Origin of the sequence: Shewanella sp. GXUN23E, from assembly GCF_050865035.1 — a bacterium.
Classification (GTDB): Bacteria; Pseudomonadota; Gammaproteobacteria; order Enterobacterales; family Shewanellaceae; genus Shewanella.
Map to the genome: position 1 here is coordinate 38,108 of NZ_JBOZWP010000020.1, position 16,572 is coordinate 54,679.

The 16,572-nt window shown below is 55.3% G+C and carries 13 protein-coding genes and 1 pseudogene; 5 read left to right on the forward strand and 9 right to left on the reverse strand.

Translation table 11 applies throughout. The features are described from left to right. Nucleotides 1-13: 13 nt before the first annotated feature. The 4 genes from pheT (at nt 14) to ACRRUX_RS15850 (ending at nt 4,992) form a co-directional block, all read left to right on the forward strand. A complete protein-coding gene (gene pheT, locus ACRRUX_RS15835; protein ID WP_432532072.1) occupies nt 14-2,401 on the forward strand; it encodes a phenylalanine--tRNA ligase subunit beta in 2,388 nt (795 codons plus the stop codon). Nucleotides 2,402-2,404: 3 nt separating this feature from the next. Further along, entirely contained in the window at nt 2,405-2,707 is a 303-nt protein-coding gene (gene ihfA / locus ACRRUX_RS15840; protein WP_432532074.1) for an integration host factor subunit alpha, read from the forward strand. 94 nt (nt 2,708-2,801) lie between these two features. Beyond that, complete coding sequence (gene lpxM / locus ACRRUX_RS15845) at nt 2,802-3,746, forward strand: lauroyl-Kdo(2)-lipid IV(A) myristoyltransferase (protein WP_432532076.1); 945 nt, start codon at nt 2,802-2,804, stop codon at nt 3,744-3,746. A 253-nt stretch (nt 3,747-3,999) separates the two neighbouring features. After that, nucleotides 4,000-4,992, forward strand: a complete 993-nt coding sequence (locus ACRRUX_RS15850) for a diguanylate cyclase domain-containing protein (protein WP_432532078.1) — start codon at nt 4,000-4,002, stop codon at nt 4,990-4,992. A gap of 119 nt (nt 4,993-5,111) precedes the next feature. Here the strand turns inward: ACRRUX_RS15850 and ACRRUX_RS15855 are convergent, their stop codons facing one another. The 9 genes and pseudogenes from ACRRUX_RS15855 to hisG form a co-directional block, all read right to left on the reverse strand. After that, on the reverse strand, nt 5,112-6,305 hold the full coding sequence (locus ACRRUX_RS15855) for an aromatic amino acid transport family protein (RefSeq protein WP_432532080.1): 1,194 nt from the start codon (nt 6,303-6,305) through the stop codon (nt 5,112-5,114). A 515-nt stretch (nt 6,306-6,820) separates the two neighbouring features. Further along, on the reverse strand, nt 6,821-7,504 hold the full coding sequence (gene hisIE / locus ACRRUX_RS15860) for a bifunctional phosphoribosyl-AMP cyclohydrolase/phosphoribosyl-ATP diphosphatase HisIE (protein ID WP_432532082.1): 684 nt from the start codon (nt 7,502-7,504) through the stop codon (nt 6,821-6,823). Nucleotides 7,505-7,605: 101 nt separating this feature from the next. After that, nucleotides 7,606-8,373 (reverse strand): annotated as a pseudogene (hisF, locus tag ACRRUX_RS15865) (imidazole glycerol phosphate synthase subunit HisF); the annotation flags it as partial. Then, entirely contained in the window at nt 8,355-9,092 is a 738-nt protein-coding gene (gene hisA, locus ACRRUX_RS15870; RefSeq protein WP_432532084.1) for a 1-(5-phosphoribosyl)-5-[(5-phosphoribosylamino)methylideneamino]imidazole-4-carboxamide isomerase, read from the reverse strand. The gene hisA and the pseudogene hisF, both read right to left, overlap by 19 nt. Further along, nucleotides 9,089-9,721: an imidazole glycerol phosphate synthase subunit HisH gene (hisH, locus tag ACRRUX_RS15875; protein ID WP_432532086.1), complete on the reverse strand. Its 633-nt coding sequence runs from the start codon at nt 9,719-9,721 to the stop codon at nt 9,089-9,091. Before hisH ends, hisA begins: the two co-directional genes overlap by 4 nt. Further along, nucleotides 9,721-10,788 (reverse strand): bifunctional histidinol-phosphatase/imidazoleglycerol-phosphate dehydratase HisB, encoded by a 1,068-nt coding sequence (gene hisB / locus ACRRUX_RS15880; protein ID WP_432532088.1) that lies wholly within the window; start codon nt 10,786-10,788, stop codon nt 9,721-9,723. The genes hisH and hisB overlap by 1 nt, the downstream gene beginning before the upstream one ends. A 22-nt stretch (nt 10,789-10,810) precedes the next feature. Further along, nucleotides 10,811-11,923 carry a histidinol-phosphate transaminase gene (gene hisC / locus ACRRUX_RS15885; protein WP_432532090.1) on the reverse strand — a complete coding sequence of 371 codons (1,113 nt, stop codon included), beginning with the start codon at nt 11,921-11,923 and terminating at the stop codon, nt 10,811-10,813. Continuing rightward, entirely contained in the window at nt 11,920-13,209 is a 1,290-nt protein-coding gene (gene hisD, locus ACRRUX_RS15890; RefSeq protein WP_432532092.1) for a histidinol dehydrogenase, read from the reverse strand. The genes hisC and hisD overlap by 4 nt, the downstream gene beginning before the upstream one ends. 2 nt (nt 13,210-13,211) lie before the next feature. Further along, the gene (gene hisG / locus ACRRUX_RS15895; protein WP_432532094.1) at nt 13,212-14,111 is read right to left on the reverse strand and encodes an ATP phosphoribosyltransferase; all 900 of its coding nucleotides are present in this window, start codon (nt 14,109-14,111) and stop codon (nt 13,212-13,214) included. A 476-nt stretch (nt 14,112-14,587) separates the two neighbouring features. Here hisG and ACRRUX_RS15900 point away from each other — a divergent pair, with 476 nt between their 5' ends. Further along, complete coding sequence (locus ACRRUX_RS15900) at nt 14,588-16,549, forward strand: ATP-dependent DNA helicase (protein ID WP_432532096.1); 1,962 nt, start codon at nt 14,588-14,590, stop codon at nt 16,547-16,549. Nucleotides 16,550-16,572 lie beyond the last annotated feature (23 nt).

Consider the following 16,572-nt stretch of genomic DNA (forward strand, 5'->3'; position numbering starts at 1 on the left):
GAGCAGTACAGATATGAAATTTTCCGAATCCTGGCTGCGCGAGTGGGTTAACCCCGCCGTTAGCCGTGAAGAACTTTCCCACCAAATCACCATGGCCGGTCTGGAAGTGGACGGTGTTGAGCCGGTAGCCGCTGATTTTTCCGGTGTGGTTGTGGGTGAAGTGGTTGAATGCGGTCAGCATCCTGATGCTGACAAGCTGCGCGTAACCAAAGTGAATGTTGGTGGCGAAGAGCTGCTGGATATCGTCTGCGGTGCACCGAATTGTCGTCTGGGCCTGAAAGTGGCTGTGGCTATGGTGGGTGCAGTGCTGCCTGGCGATTTCAAAATCAAGAAGGCCAAACTGCGTGGTCAGCCTTCACACGGTATGCTGTGTTCTTTCAGTGAGCTGGGTATCGATGTAGAAAGCGATGGCATCATCGAGCTGCCACTGGATGCGCCACTGGGTACAGATATCCGCGAATATCTGCAGCTCAATGATGCGGTTATTGATGTGGATCTGACCGCCAACCGTGCTGACTGTCTGGGTATGGCGGGTCTGGCCCGTGAAGTGGGCGTGCTCAACCGCGCTGAAGTGACCGAGCCAAGCTGGGAGTCCGTGACTGCCAGTATCGACGACAAAGTTGAGATCACACTGGATGCGCCGCAGGGCTGTCCACGTTATCTTGGCCGGGTGGTGAAAAACGTTAACGTGAAAGCCGCCACCCCGATGTGGATGCAGGAAAAACTGCGTCGCAGCGGCATTCGCTCTATCGACCCTATCGTTGATATCACCAACTATGTGCTGATTGAATTTGGTCAGCCAATGCACGCCTTTGATCTGGCCAAACTGGATGGTGGCATTCAGGTGCGTCTGGGCAATGGCGAAGAGAAGCTGACTCTGCTGGATGGTACTGAAATCACTGTGCCAAACGATGTGCTGGTGATTGCAGACGCGCAAAAGCCTCTGGCTCTCGCCGGTGTATTCGGTGGTGAATACTCAGGCGTTTCTGACACCACCACTGACATACTGCTGGAATGTGCCTTCTTTGCGCCGCTGGCGATCATGGGTAAGGCCCGCCGTCTGGGTTTGCACACCGACTCATCACACCGCTTTGAGCGTGGTGTGGATCCACAGCTGCAGCACAAGGTTATCGACCGTGCAACCCGTCTGGTACTGGATATTTGCGGCGGTCAGGCCGGTCCAGTGGTTGAAGCCAAGAGTGATGAGCATCTGCCAAAGGCTGCCAACATTCTGTTGCGCCGTGCCAAACTGGACAAGCTGCTGGGCCATGTGATCTCTGATGAGGACGTGAACGAAATCCTGACTCGTCTTGGCTTCACTGTTGAAGTGGTCGACGCTGGCTGGCAGGTGACTACGGCCACCTATCGTTTCGATATGGCGATTGAAGAAGACCTGATTGAAGAAGTCGCCCGTATCTACGGCTACAACAACATCCCCAATGTGGCACCAATTGCCTCGCTGAAGATGTCTGATCACAAAGAGGCTGAGCTGAGCCTGAAACGCGTGCGTAGTCTGCTGACTGCCCGTGGTTTCCAGGAAGCGATCACCTACAGCTTTGTTGATCCCAAGTTGCAGCAGCTGTTGCACCCTGAGCAGCAGGCGATGATCCTGCCCAACCCTATCTCCAGTGAAATGTCAGCTATGCGTCTGTCTATGTTCACCGGATTGCTGACTGCCGTGGGTTACAACCAGAGTCGTCAACAGAGCAGAGTGCGTCTGTTTGAAACCGGTTTGCGCTTTGTTCCTGATGAATCAGCCGAGTCCGGTGTGCGCCAACAGGCAATGCTGGGTGCTGTTATCGCTGGCCCAAACAGTGAAGAACACTGGTCGATGGAGTCAAAAACCGTTGATTTCTTCGATCTTAAGGGTGATTTGGAGGCGATTATTGGCTTGACAGCCGCAGATCTAGAATTTAGCTTTAGAAGAGCAACGCACAGTGCACTTCATCCAGGGCAATGTGCTGAAATTCTGAGGAATGATCGAGTTATCGGTTTCATAGGTGCGGTACATCCAAGCCTGGAAAAACCATTCGGTCTGAATGGCAAAACCATCGTATTCGAGTTGGAGCTGGACGCGCTGTTGCATGCCAATCTGCCTCAAGCTCAGACTGTATCTAAGTTCCCGTCCAACAGACGTGATATTGCAGTCGTGGTTGATGAGCAGGTAGCAGCCGGTGATGTGATCAAACTGATAAGAAAAGTTGGCGAGAATCAGTTGGTTGGCTTAAACTTGTTCGATGTGTACCAAGGTAAAGGTGTTGAACCCGGCAAGAAGAGCCTGGCGATCGCACTTACGTTACAAGATTCGGCTCGCACGCTGGAAGAGAAGGACATTGCTGAGAAGGTTGAGGCAGTTGTCGCTGCTCTGAAAGCAGAGTTCAACGCATCGTTGAGGGATTAAAGTATGGCACTTACCAAAGCGGAAATGGCAGAACATCTTTTTGAAACCCTGGGAATTAACAAGCGGGTGGCAAAAGAGATGGTTGAGTCTTTCTTCGAAGAGATCCGTTGTGCACTGGAAAGTGGAGAGCAGGTTAAGTTGTCAGGCTTTGGCAACTTCGATCTTCGAGATAAGAATCAACGCCCGGGAAGGAACCCAAAAACAGGTGAAGATATTCCTATATCAGCACGTAGGGTTGTTACCTTCCGTCCTGGCCAGAAGTTAAAGAGCCGGGTTGAGGTTGCTAACGCCAGCGCTGAGAAGTAAGTTATCTGCCTGAAGGAAAAGCCACTCTTTGAGTGGCTTTTCTGTTTTTGTTTCTTTAGTATTTGCACGCCTTAGTATTACCCGGGATATGACTTTGTCCAGAGAACCCAAATATTTCGACCGTAGTTTTAAATTATCCCTGCTTCATCCTCGCCTGTGGCCAACCTGGCTGGCGATCCTGCTGCTGCTTATTTTCGGTTTACTGCCTGCTTTTATTCGCGACCCTATAGCAAAACAACTGGCGCATCTGGTTAAACGATTTTCCAAAAAGCCAATCCGCGTGGCCCGGGCGAATCTGACCACTTGTTTCCCCGAGAAATCAGCAGCCGAGATCGAGGCGCTGATCAATGCCAATGTCGAAAACTTTGTAATGATCCTGCTGGCGCAGGCAGAGTTGATGGTCAAAGGCCGGGGCCACATTCGCCGTCGCGTCAATCTGATGGGTTATGAGCATGTTCAGGCCGCCAGAGATGAAGGTAAGCCGGTGATTTTCATCATGCCCCATGTGTGGGGAATTGAGTACGCGGGTCTGAGACTGAATCTGGATCTGCCTATGGTGACTATGGCCAAAGCCCACAAAAATGAGCTGTTTAACTGGTTCAACAACCGTATGCGCTCATCCCAGGGCGGCCATGTGTATATGCGCGAAGCAGGCATTCGCGCGCTGCTGTCTGAACTGAAAAATGACAACAGTTTCTTTTATCTGCCGGATGAAGATTTGGGGCCGGACAAGAGTGTGTTTGCACCATTTTTGGGGACGGTCAAGGCGACCCTGCCCGTGGTGGGCAGACTGGCTCAGGCGGGTAATGCTGCCGTAATGCCGGTAAAAATTGGTTATAACCAGCACACCCGCCAGTTTGACCTGACTGTGCTGCCGCAAATCCCTGCTGAAAGTATGCAGGGCAAGGAAAACGAGGCGCTGGCTCTTAATCGCGCCGTCGAGCAGGTGATTCTGGCCTATCCTGAGCAATACATGTGGTTCCTGCGTGTGCTCAAAACCCGCCCTGAAGGCGAGCCAGATATCTACCGTCAGGTGTAATTTTCCCGTTGGGTCAGCCACCCATACTATGGATTAAACAAAGCCACCTCAGGGTGGCTTTGTTATTTGTGCTCCGCAATTGCTGTTGCACCTAATCAATCGATTCGGTCTGGCACCGGCGGATATATATCCTGCTGGTTTGTTGAGCGGTTTGGCCGTGCACCGCGAGCTTGATCAAAGTATCCAGGTTGCCAGCTGATGTATGGTTGGCGGTCAAAAGATTGATAACGTTTTGGCTTAACTAAGGACGATTATGCTGCTCGCGCCTATTCCCGCTGATGATGACGTTCGCCTGGAGCGATTGCGCAGTACCGGGCTTTTGGATACACAAGAGGAAGAGCGATTTGATCGGGTTACCCGCCTGGCCAGACATTTTTTCAAGGTGCCAGTGTGTCTAGTCAGTCTGGTCGATAAAAATCGCCAGTGGTTTAAATCCCGACAGGGGCTTGCCCATTGCAGTGAGACCCCCAGAGACATTTCCTTTTGTGGTCATGCGATAAACTCCAGCGACATCCTGATGATCCCCGATGCCACCAAAGATGTGCGATTTTCCGATAATCCGCTGGTGGTCGGAGCGCCTTGGGTGCGCTTTTATGCCGGTTACCCGCTGCGTTCCTTTGATGGGCATATTTTGGGCACCCTGTGTTTGATTGATCATGTCCCGCGAACCCTGAGTCGGGCTGAGCTTGGATTTCTGGCTGATTTTGGCAAGCTGATTGAGGCTGAAATAACCAGTATTCACCTGGCAACCATGGATGCGCTGACCGGATTGTATAACCGGCTTGGATTCGACAATCTGGCAGAGCAGATGCTTCTGCTGTCACGCCGCTCCGCGTTACAGTGCACGCTTATTTATCTGGATTTGGATAAGTTCAAAGTTATCAATGACAACTGGGGGCATGCCGAGGGAGACGTGGCGTTGCGTGCGTTTGCCGATTGTCTGCAACAATCAGTACGTGATTGCGACATTGTCGCCAGGCTGGGGGGTGATGAGTTTGCCGTGTTGCTGACTCATAACGGCAGCGACTGTGTGGCAACGCAAATTGAGCAGCGACTGGCTGGCGTGATCACCCGTTTTAACAGCACATCGGGAAAACCCTGGCAGCTGGCATTCAGTCTCGGCGCGGCCAGCCTCAATCAAGACAATATCAACGATTTGCCAGAGCTGATGAGCGCTGCCGATACGGCCATGTATCAGGTTAAAGCGACCCATTCCGGGCACAACAGGGGCTTGCGGACTCAATAATCAAAATCAACATTGAGGGCAAGGTAAGCCTTTGTGGGAAGAACGCAGCCGGACAGACATCCGGCTGCAGCATTGCAACGTCAGTGTTGATAAGCCAACCACTTATCAGATTGCGGCTGTCAGGCACAGAGCAGTTGAGCGGCGATGATGCCAAGGCCCATCAGCAGGGCGATAACCAGTGCCGGTGTACCGCCTTTGACCTTATATGCTCCTGTGGCAGTCCCGTTACCTGTTTTGGCCGATGTCTTGCTTGATTCATTGGCGCGGCGTCGCCAGACCATGGCCACCGGCAGGAAGATGGCCAGCATGACCAGTGCAATGGCCGCATAGCCGAGCGCCATAATAAAGCCGGAAGGATAGTAAAGGGCGAATGCCAATGGGGGCAGAAATGTCAGCAAACCGGTAATCCATCGCTTTTGCCTGAGCATATCGGTAATAAAATCAAACAATCCCAGGGCAACGCCGAGAAATGATGTGGCCAGCGCCAGATCGGCAAATCCGGCGATCACCTGCTGCAGCAGCGGTGCGTTTGCCGCTTGACTCAAACCGGCAATCAAATCATTGAGACCCGCGTGATTTATCAGTGCCGATTGCCCCAGATTGCCTATGCTGACCATCAGCCACAGGGCATACACCAGTAAAGGCAGGGCTGATCCCAGCAAAATGGCCCGTTTCAATTTAGCTAAATCCATCCCCAGATACCGCACCACAGACGGGATCGAGCCATGAAAGCCAAATGAGGTAAATATCACCGGCAGGGCAGCCACCATTGCCATTGAATGGACCTCTGTGGCCTGCAATCTGATCCACTCCACTTTGGGCATGAGAAGTACCAGTATGCTCGCCAGTGCGATCAGTTTGAGGATGAACAGTGCCCGGTTGACCAGGTCAACCTTACCTGTGCCACTGACGATCAGAGCGCCTACTGCCAGCGTCCAGATAAGGGCGCCGCTCCAGTCCGGGATATTTCCCAATACGGCGAGGCGGGCGGTCAGCTGCTCACTGCCACCGGCAATATAGGCGGCGCACAGCGCATAAAACAGAAAAAGCATGGAGAGGGTGGCAAGCCACTGACCCGGACGGCCAAGGTATTGTCGTGCAAGGGTATGGAGTGTGGCCTGAGGAGATGCGTCCTGGTGCAGCTCCAGCATCAGCAGGGCGGTATAACTCATCAGCGCCCAGATGAGCAGCATGGTCAGCAGCGCCAGTGGAAAACCCATGGAGGAGGCGGCCAGAGGTAAGGCCAGCATGCCTGCACCGATAGTGGTGCCGGCGATAATCAGCAAACTGCCGATAAAACGATTTTGTTGCATGTGTGTCCCTTATGAACCAGAAAATATGTGCATTAATCCCCGCAGGGGAGATTCTGGCCACAACAGCGGGAGCGATACCTGAAGGTAACGTTATCGTCGCCGTTGTGGCGACAGATAGTCATCCTGTGAAATAGACATAGCGGATCTCGGTTGATGTATCTGGGTTGATGTTTATGGATTGATAAATGTAACGGTGTATTGGTGTGCCGTTACGATATGACGTTAAGTCCACCGTGCAATTTGGTCAAGCCGGGTGTGGCTCATGCCGGGTTTTTATCAGTTAAGTGTGATGGGGATCGCGAGCTGATCTGCGTGCCGGTGATTTTGTATGCCGCTGATAGTCACTGTCCATCAGCGGCATAGTTTAGAGTTACCCGTTATTCGCAGTACGATGTACTCCCTGTTCGATTAACGGTAGCAATCTGCACCACGGCCGCCTTTAGTTCGCCAAAAAGGGTCAGCTACGCAATGTTGGGACAAACCCTGGCATAACTGAATCAGTTGACGTCAATGCCTTAGTCACTATTGCTGTTATTGTCGCGGCTTGAGCTTGAGCTAGCGCTAGCGCTGTGACGCTCCGCCAGACGATGCTGCACATCTTGCAGAGACAATCCCTGATCCTGCAGCAGCACCATCAGGTGAAACAGCAGATCTGCCGCTTCATTCACCAGCTCAGCTTTATCACCTGTGGCGCCCGCAAGCGCTGTTTCTACGCCTTCCTCGCCCACTTTCTGGGCGATACGTTTGCTGCCACTGGCAAACAGGGAGGCGGTGTAGGAGCCACCCTCTGCGCCGGACTGCCATCGCGCATGACGCTGCTTTATCACTGCATCCAGCTGACTTAAGAAGGGGCTGGCGTAGTCATCATGCCAGCAGGTTTGACTGCCGGTATGACAGGTTGGCCCCTGAGGGCGAGCCATCACCAGCAGGCTGTCGTTATCGCAATCAAGGGATACCGACACACAATCAAGCACATGCCCTGAGCTTTCGCCTTTGGTCCACAGCCGCTGCTTGGAGCGACTGAAGAAGGTGACCTGCGCCCTGGCCAGCGTGGTTTGCAGTGCCTCGATAGTCATCCAGCCCTGCATCAGCACATCACCTGTGTCAGCGTGTTGCACAATCGCCGGCAGCAGGCCATCTCCCTTGGCAAAGTCAGCCTGCTCAAGCAGTAAAGGGGAGTGTAAAACGGTGCGGGTCATAGGGAACTCCTGAAGCCAGGTGCGTTGGCTAGGTCTGAGGTTAAGTCTGAGGCTGGTTTGGAAGTTGGGTCAGCATTGATCGCTGGCGCATAAACCTGTGGTCGCACACAAATGCCCTGGCTGGCGAGATACTGTTTCAGCTCGCCAATGGGAATTATGCCTTTGTGAAAGACGCTGGCGGCCAGGGCTGCATCGACGCCGGCCCGGGTAAACACCTCGGCGAAATGTGCCATTGTGCCAGCGCCACCTGAGGCAATAAGAGGCACATCACAGATGGCGCGGATGCAGCTTAATTGCCTGATGTCATAGCCCTGACGCACGCCGTCCTGATTCATCACATTGAGCACGATTTCACCGCAGCCACGGCGCTGCACTTCCTCCACCCAATCCTGGGTGTACCAGGCGGTTTCCCGGGTGGCTGATTCCTCGCCGGTGAACTGCTTCACCCGATAGCTGTTGCTGCCCTCATCGTGGAAGGAGTCAATACCGACTACGATGCACTGGCGACCAAATTCATCCTGCAGCCTGTTGATCAGGCTGGGATCAGACAGCGCCGGTGAGTTGATCGAAATTTTATCCGCCCCGAACGCCAGCAGCTCGCGCGCCTGCGCCAGGGTTTTAATGCCACCGGCCACGCAGAAGGGGATATCGATCTGCTCGGCAATACGCCCCACCCAGGATTTATCCACCAGGCCATCACGGGCGCTGGCGCTGATGTCGTAAAACACCAGCTCATCGGCGCCTTCCCTGGCGTAGCGGGCAGCCAGTGGCACGATATCACCGACCACTTCATGGTTGCGAAATTGTACCCCTTTGACGACCTGTCCGTCTTTGACATCCAGACAGGGGACTATGCGTTTGGCCAGCATGAGATTGCCTCCCTGACGGTGAAATTATCGATCAGCAGCGCCTTGCCAATAATGATGCCGGCTGCGCCGCTGTCGCGGACGGCGGCCACATCGTCCAGGCTGGCAATCCCGCCTGAGGCCTGCCAGCGAATGTCCGGGAAACGCTCACTCAGTTCGCGATACAGCGCTGTGTTGGCGCCGGCCAGGGTGCCATCGCGGCTGATGTCGGTCACCAGCGCGTGCTTCAGTCCGGCGTCCAGAAAGGTCTGGGTTAATGCTTCCAGCGACACGCCGCTGCCCTGTTGCCAGCCGGACACGGCCACCAGTTTTTCACCATCCGGGCTGATGTTGACATCCAGCGCCAGACAGATGGCGTCGCGGCCAAAGCGCTTAAGCCAGTCGATCACCAGCTCCGGCTGGCGCACGGCCAAGGATCCTATGACGACCCTATCAACACCGGCTTCCAGCAGTTCTTCCACCTGCTCAAGGGAGCGAATGCCGCCGCCCACCTGTAATTTGGCCCTGAGTCTGGAGGCGATGGTTTTGATCAGCTCAGTTTGTCTGGCGGTGGGATCCTTGGCGCCACTCAAGTCCACCAGATGCAGCCAGCGCGCGCCCTGGGCCTGATAGCTTTCCAGCTGGGCCAGCGGGCTTTTGTCAAATGCGGTCTTTTGGTTGTAATCCCCCTGATACAGGCGAACCACCTGACCGTCTATCAGATCGATGGCGGGTATAATCATGCGCTCATCTCCAAAAAGTTTTTCAAAATCAATGCTCCAGCTGCGGCACTTTTTTCCGGGTGAAACTGCACGCCCATAAAGTTGTCGCGGCCGATGGCGGCGCTGAACACCTGACCATAGTCACAGCTGGCCAGGGTAAAGTCCCCCGGCGGCGCGCAGTAACTGTGAACAAAATAGAGATAGTCCTGGGTACCTATGCCGGCAAACAGCGGGTGACTGGTCGGCGTAATCGCGTTCCAGCCCATGTGGGGCAGGGGCAATTCACCACTGCAAAGCTCGGTAACCTCGGTATCGATAATGCCAAGGCATGGCACTGTGGCGTTGCCTTCGCTGGATTGACGGCACATCAGCTGCATCCCCAGGCAAACCCCCAGCACAGGTTGGGTCAGGGTGGGGATAAGGGTATCCAGTCCTTTGGCTGACAGGGCTTGCATGGCGGCACGGGCGCTGCCCACGCCGGGCAGGATCACCCGCCTGGCCTGACGGATAAGCTCAGGATCAGCCGTGATAAGCGGCGTGTCACCCAGGCGCTGCAGTGCAAAGCGCACCGAGCTTAAATTGGCGCAGCCGGTATCTATGATGACAGTGTTGATACTGGTCTTGTCAGGGTTTTTGTTGGCTTCTGGCATTACAACATCCCTTTGCTTGATGGCAGGGCATCGCCTTCAATGGCAACCGCCTGACGCAGCGCCCGGCCAAGGGCTTTGAACATGGCTTCCACCTTGTGGTGCTCATTGTCGCCATCGCAGCCAATCTGCACTGTGGCGCGCAGACCATCGGCGAATGAGCGAAAGAAGTGGGGCACCATCTCGGTAGCCATGCCACCAACGGCTTCACGCTGGAAGCTGGCGTTGACTTTACAGAATGGCCGGCCGGAGATGTCGATCAGACACTCGCCGCGCGCCTCATCCATGGGCAGACTGAAGCCGAAGCGGGCAATGCCGATTTTGTCCCCCAGCGCCTGACGCAGCGCCTCGCCCAGCGCCAGACCGGTATCCTCAATGCTGTGGTGATCATCTATGTGCAGATCGCCACTGACACTGACCGACAGGTTGAAATTGCCGTGGGTGGCAATCTGATCCAGCATGTGGTCGAAAAAACCGATGCCGGTGTTGATGCGGTTGTTGCCGCCATGGTCGAGATCGACACTGACTTCTATATCGGTTTCACGGGTGGTGCGCTTGACACACGCCGTGCGGTTTTTACCCAGCAGCTCATCGGCGATGCTTTGCCAGCCCAATGTTTGCGGCTGATATTGAAAGCCCCTGATCCCCATCGCTTCGGCCAGCAGCATATCGGTTTGCCGGTCGCCAATCACGGCGCTGCGCGCAAAGTCGATGCGCCCGCCCACCAGATAGTCGCGAACCAGCCCAAGTTTGGGTTTGCGGCAGGTACAGTTTTCATCGTCAAAGTGGGGACAGATAAGCACGTCATCAAAGCTGATACCCTGAGACGTGAAGATTTGCATCATCAGCTGGTGGGGCGCTTCAAAATCTTCCTTCGGGAAGGAGGGCGTGCCCAGACCATCCTGATTGCTGACCATTACCAGGCGATAACCGGCCTTTTGCAGCCTGAGCAGCGCCGGGATAACGCCGGGTTCAAAGGCCAGTTTATCCAGCCGATCCAGTTGTTTGTCTACCGCCGGCTCTTCTACCAGGGTGCCATCTCTGTCGATAAATAAAATTTTCTGTGTCATGACTCGTTTCCCTGAGTTGAAATCAGCCGTTGCTGACGCATGTGGATGATGATATTTGCCCTGTAAAGGCCTGCAGCGCTGCGATGATGACATTGGTCTCGGCATCATTGGTGTAACTGAGGCGAATGGCGTCCTGCAGGCGCGGGTGTTTATAGCGCCGGGCGACTATGCCGGACGCTGCCAGGCGCTCAGCCACGGACTCGACCGTTTTGATGTCGGCAAATTTGGCCAGCACAAAATTGGCTGCGCTGCGCTGGGCTATGCCACCGGCTTTGATAATCGCCTGAGCTAATTGTTCGCCATTGGCGTTTAAGCTTTGCACCTGAGTACGCATGGTGGCAATCCCTTCCCGGTTAAGCGCTTGCGTGGCCAGCGCTGAGACCGGTACGGGCACAGGGTAGGGAGCAATCACCCGCATCACCAGTTCAACGATACCGGGATGGGCCAGCATAAAGCCGCAGCGGATCCCCGCCAATGCAAAGGCTTTGGAGAGGGTGCGCAGCACCACCAGATTGGCGAACTCCTCAAGCAAAGGCACGCAGGATTGCTCAGGACAAAATTCAATATAGGCCTCATCCACTATCACCAGCTTGTCCGGAAACTGCTCAAGCAGCTGGCGTATCCGCGCAAGCGGAATAATCGAGCCGGTGGGATTGTTGGGATTGCACACAAAAATCAGCTTCTGTGCCTGTATTGTGTCATCAATTGCTGCCGCTGGCGGCAGTTGCCAGTCATCATCCAGCGCCAGTTCAGTGACCCCCACGTTAAAGGTAGCGGCGCTTATTCCATACATGCCGTAGGTCGGGCCAAAAGTGACGATGGCATCCTGCCCCGGTACACAGAAGGTGCGGATAAGCAGCTCTATGGCTTCATCGGCGCCGCGGCCGCATACCAGTTGCTGTGGTGTTACCCCGACATAGTCAGCATAGGCCTGCATCAGCGCCGGTGGCTGACACTCTGGGTAGCGATTGGCCAGCGCCAGATAGGTGTTATTGAAGGGCGACTCATTGGCATTGATCCAGATATCGCCCCGGCCGCCGATACGCCGGGCGCTCTGATAAGGCTCGAGATCCAAAAGCTCTGCGCGGGCGAGGCGACGGGCCAAATCGGTGGCCTGTTGGGTTATCGTACTCATGGTTTGGCCTCCAGTCTGATGGCAACAGCATTTTTATGGGCATCGAGCTGCTCGGCGGCCGCCAGGGTCATGACCGTCTGGCCGATTTGCACAAGACCGTCACGACTGAGCTCCTGCACCGTAAAGCGGCGGCTGAAATCCGCCAGAGACAGGCTTGAGACGCTGGCGGCATAGCCATAGGTGGGCAGCACGTGATTGGTACCGCTGGCATAGTCGCCGACAGACTCCGGGGTCCAGGGACCGAGGAAAATCGAGCCGGCGCCCCTGAGTTTCGGCAGCAGCGCTCTGGGATTCCGGGTCTGCACAATCAAGTGCTCAGGCGCGTATTGATTGGATACCGCGGCGGCCTGATTGAGATCCTCCACCAATATGGTGCGGCTGCAGCTCAGGGCCTCCCGTGCAATGTTTGCGCGGGGCAGACTGGCAAGCTGGCGCTCAAGCGCATCCCGGGTCAGGCTTGCCAGCTTTTCACTGTCGGTGACCAGCATCACCTGTGAGTCCGGGCCGTGCTCAGCCTGAGACAGAAGATCGGCGGCAATAAATTCAGGATTGGCCGAATCATCGGCGATCACCAGCACTTCAGAGGGACCTGCCGGCATATCTATGGTGATGCGGGCGCGGCTGTCCTGGCTGAGCTGACGTTTGGCTTCCGTCACCCAGGCATTACCCGGGCCGAAGATTTTATCCACCGGCGCAATGGTCTGAGTGCCCAGCGCCAGTGCGGCAATCGCCTGAGCGCCGCCGGACAGATAGATTTCGTCCACCTGGCAGAGTCTGGCGGCGAACAGGATGGCATCATCCACATTGGGCGGCGTGATAAGCACAGTGCGGCGGCAACCGGCGATGGCGGCGGGAATGGCCAGCATCAGCACAGTTGAGATCAGCGGCGCGCTGCCACCCGGGATATACAAACCGACGCTGTCGATGGCTTCGGTTCTCAGTTCACACAGTACGCCCGGGCGGGTTTGCAGACTGACAGGCGCCGGACGCTGAGCCTGGTGAAAGGCGCGGATATTGTCAGCGGCGGCAATAATGGCCTGCTTGAGGGATGGTGCGACCCGCTCACAGGCGGCATCAATGGCGGCTTCCGTCAACTGGATCTGGCTAAGACTGACGCCATCAAATTCCTGTGCCATGGCCCTAAGGGCGTTGTCCCCCTGATCAGCCACCCGCGCTATGATGGCGCTGACCGCCTGACTCAAGCCCTGATTGGCGGTCAGCGGTGAGCGCGCCAGCACATCGGCCTGCGCTTTGGGGGAGAGTGAATTCCACAGTACTGCTTGCATACTTACCCCATCATCTTTTCAATTGGCATGACCAGAATGGAAGAGGCGCCAAGCTTGGTGAGCTCCTCCATGGTGTCCCAGAACAAATCTTCGGTGCTGACGGCGTGGATGGCGACCCGATTGCTGTCATCATTGAGCGGCAATACGGTGGGATTCTCGGCGCCGGGCAGCAGCGCCACTATCTCAGCCAGGGTCTCGGTTGGGGCATGCAGCAGAATGTATTTGCTTTCGCGGGCGCGGATAACACCGTTGATGCGGGAGAGGATTTTGTCGATCAGTGCCTGTTTGGCGTCACTTTGGGTGGTGGTTGACTGGATGATGCAGGCCATGGAGCGGAAGATCACTTCGGTTTCTTTCAGACCATTGGCTTCGAGGGTTGCGCCGGTGGACACCAGATCGCAGATCCCATCGGCCAATCCGGCCCGGGGCGCCACTTCCACTGAGCCCTTAAGCATACAGTCTTTGTAGTTGACGCCCTGCTGGTTCATGTAGCGGCGCAGCAGGTTAGGGTAGGAGGTGGCAATTCTCAGCCCTTGCAGTGAGCCGCTGCTGCCGTAATCGAACTCTGTTGGCACCGCCAGCGACAGCCGGCAGGCGCCGAAATCCAGTTGTCTGAGTTTATTGACCAGGGCGTCTTTGCCCAGAGACTGACGCTCAATCTGCTCTTCCTCCAGCACGTTCTCGCCTATGATGCCCAGATCCACCACGCCATCCATCACCAGCCCCGGAATATCATCATCGCGCACCCGGAGCAGATCGATGGGCATGTTATCGGCGTGGGCAATAAGCCGCTGTTCGTTGACAGTGAATTTGACGCCGCAGCTTTTCAGCAATTGCTGGGAGTCTTTTGATAAACGCCCGGATTTCTGAATGGCGATCCTGAGTCTGTTGCTGTTGTTCATACTGTTACCCCTGGGTTCTGTTAATTCTGTGTTTTGCCAGTGTCGGGGTATGAAAAAACCCCTGAAATTCCTTCCAGGGGTTTATGAGTGCTTGAGTGTCTCACCGCCAGAAGGAATACACCTTCGGCAGTCAGCTTCCGAAGGCTACCGCTTGTGGTGGTGATGATGGATAGCGAAGGAAACTGGTTTCATCTGGTTCACTCTCTTGTACTTAAATCTTTGTGTTATCGCGGCCGTGTGTCACGCCCGCGCTTAAATTCTGTTCAATATTTAAATTCTGTTCAATGCTGCGGGGTTGCTTTTTTGCTTTGGAGGCTTGTTGTGCAATTACCCGAGCGCTTTTTTACACTAGAGGGTTTTTATTGCGCTGGCAACCGCTAATTTGATTTGCTTGAGTTTTATTCAATTTGACTGTGTATTGGACATTTTCAGCAATCTGCTTGAGCCTGCAGGGGAAGCAGGCATAATGCCTGCCAATGTCTTTGTTAACCCCGCGGCGGCCCGTGTCTTTATCTTCAATCTCTGCCCTGGCGAACCAGGTGGAACAGGTTTTCAGCGAGTCTGGCCCCATGAGCCGGCATCATGCCGGCTATCGCCCCAGAGCCGAGCAGCGCCAGATGGCCGCAGAAATTGTCAGCTGTCTGGAGCAGGGACACAGCCTGGTGCTGGAAGCGGGCACCGGGGTGGGCAAAACCTTCGGCTATCTCATCCCGGCATTACTGTCCGGTAAATCGGTGATTGTCAGTACCGGCAGTAAAAATCTGCAGGAGCAACTGTTTTACAAGGATCTGCCGGCGCTGCTAAAGATGCTTGAACTGTCGCCCAAACGCGCACTGCTCAAGGGGCGCAATAACTATTTGTGTCAGTTGCGGCTGGCGCAGCAAATGGACAGTGTGCAAAGCCGGGATGAGGGCATCATCGATGACCTGCTGAAGATCAATCAGTGGGCGGGTACCAGTCATGATGGCGATCTGGACCTGTTGACCGCGGTTTCTGAATCGTCCGTTGCCATCGATATGGTGCGCAGCACCCGCGAAACCTGCACCGGCCAGCGCTGCGCCTTTTACAGTGAATGCCACACCCGTAAAGCCAGACTGCGCGCCATGGATGCCCGCATTATCGTGGTCAATCACCATTTGTTCTTTGCCGACAGAGTCCTGAAAGACACAGGCTTTGCCGAGCTGCTGCCACAGACGGATGTGGTGATATTTGATGAAGCACATCTGCTGCCGGATATCGCGGTCACCTATTTTGGCCAGCAATGTTCTGGCCGGGCATTGCATGAGCTGGTGTCGCAGATCTACGGGGTTTATCGCGCCGAACTGATGGATACACTTCAGCTTGGACAGTGCACACTGCGCTGCATTCAGGCGCTCAGCGACTGGCACAATGGCTTGTTCGAGCGTGGGGAGTCCGACTGGCGGGCGCTGCTGGCGGATAAATCCATGATGGCGCTGAGCTGGAAGCTGATAGCGGAGCTTGATGGACTGGCCAGCGTTATCCGCGCCCACCTGGGACGCACAGATGAACTGGATGATTGTCTGCCCAAATTGGTTGAGGCGGCTGATAAATTACGGGTGTTTTTCGAGTGTGAAAACCCCTCATCCGCCTACAGTATCGACCTTGGACATCAATTTGCGTTGCTGCGGATTTCGCCTATCAATGTTGCCCGGGAATGTGCCGCGCTGTTTGACCCCGCCAGTCGCTGGGTATTTACCTCGGCCACATTGCAGGTCAATCGCAGTGTCAAACACTTTACCGAATCCATGGGAATTGCTGATGCCAGAGCGGTGATCCTCGACAGTCCATTTGATTATCAGCGGCAGGCACTATTCTGTGTGCCCAGACACCTGCCCAATGTGATGCATCAACAGCAGATGGCGCGGCATTTGATTGAGCTGTGCACCAAAGTGGTGGATGCAGCCGATGGCCGCACGTTTATTCTGTTTACCAGCCATAGGATGATGAATCTGGTGGCGGCCGGGCTCAGGGACAAAGTTCTGCAACCGGTGCTGGTGCAGGGGCAGGGCGGCAAACAGAGTTTGCTGGATAAATTCCGCCGTTTTGGCAACGCGGTGCTGCTGGGCACCGGCAGTTTCTGGGAAGGGGTGGATGTGCGGGGCAAATTGCTCAGCTGCGTGGTGATCGATAAGCTGCCCTTCGCCTCACCCGATGACCCGCTGTATAAAGCCAGGGCCGATGCCATCACCCGCCGGGGAGGTGATCCCTTTGTAGAGCTGTCCCTGCCTCAGGCGGTGATCGCTCTGAAACAGGGCGCCGGCCGGCTTATTCGCGACGAGCGGGACAGGGGCGTGCTCATCCTGTGTGATAACCGCATTGTTAACCGCGAATATGGCGCGGCGTTTGTCTCCTCTTTGCCGCCCATGACCCGAACCCGGGATTTGCAGCGGGCGATACGTTTTTTATCGCGTCTCTAGCCATTTATGTGAGAATAGATCCA

Excerpts from the sequence above, each read along its gene's own strand:
- pheT (WP_432532072.1), top strand. The coding sequence starts at position 14 with ATGAAATTTTCCGAATCCTGGCTGCGCGAGTGGGTTAACCCCGCCGTT.
- ihfA (WP_432532074.1), top strand. The coding sequence starts at position 2,405 with ATGGCACTTACCAAAGCGGAAATGGCAGAACATCTTTTTGAAACCCTG.
- ACRRUX_RS15850 (WP_432532078.1), top strand. The coding sequence starts at position 4,000 with ATGCTGCTCGCGCCTATTCCCGCTGATGATGACGTTCGCCTGGAGCGA.
- ACRRUX_RS15855 (WP_432532080.1), bottom strand. The coding sequence starts at position 6,305 with ATGCAACAAAATCGTTTTATCGGCAGTTTGCTGATTATCGCCGGCACC.
- hisIE (WP_432532082.1), bottom strand. The coding sequence starts at position 7,504 with ATGACCCGCACCGTTTTACACTCCCCTTTACTGCTTGAGCAGGCTGAC.
- hisA (WP_432532084.1), bottom strand. The coding sequence starts at position 9,092 with ATGATTATACCCGCCATCGATCTGATAGACGGTCAGGTGGTTCGCCTG.
- hisH (WP_432532086.1), bottom strand. The coding sequence starts at position 9,721 with ATGCCAGAAGCCAACAAAAACCCTGACAAGACCAGTATCAACACTGTC.
- hisB (WP_432532088.1), bottom strand. The coding sequence starts at position 10,788 with ATGACACAGAAAATTTTATTTATCGACAGAGATGGCACCCTGGTAGAA.
- hisC (WP_432532090.1), bottom strand. The coding sequence starts at position 11,923 with ATGAGTACGATAACCCAACAGGCCACCGATTTGGCCCGTCGCCTCGCC.
- hisD (WP_432532092.1), bottom strand. The coding sequence starts at position 13,209 with ATGCAAGCAGTACTGTGGAATTCACTCTCCCCCAAAGCGCAGGCCGAT.
- hisG (WP_432532094.1), bottom strand. The coding sequence starts at position 14,111 with ATGAACAACAGCAACAGACTCAGGATCGCCATTCAGAAATCCGGGCGT.
- ACRRUX_RS15900 (WP_432532096.1), top strand. The coding sequence starts at position 14,588 with ATGTCTTTGTTAACCCCGCGGCGGCCCGTGTCTTTATCTTCAATCTCT.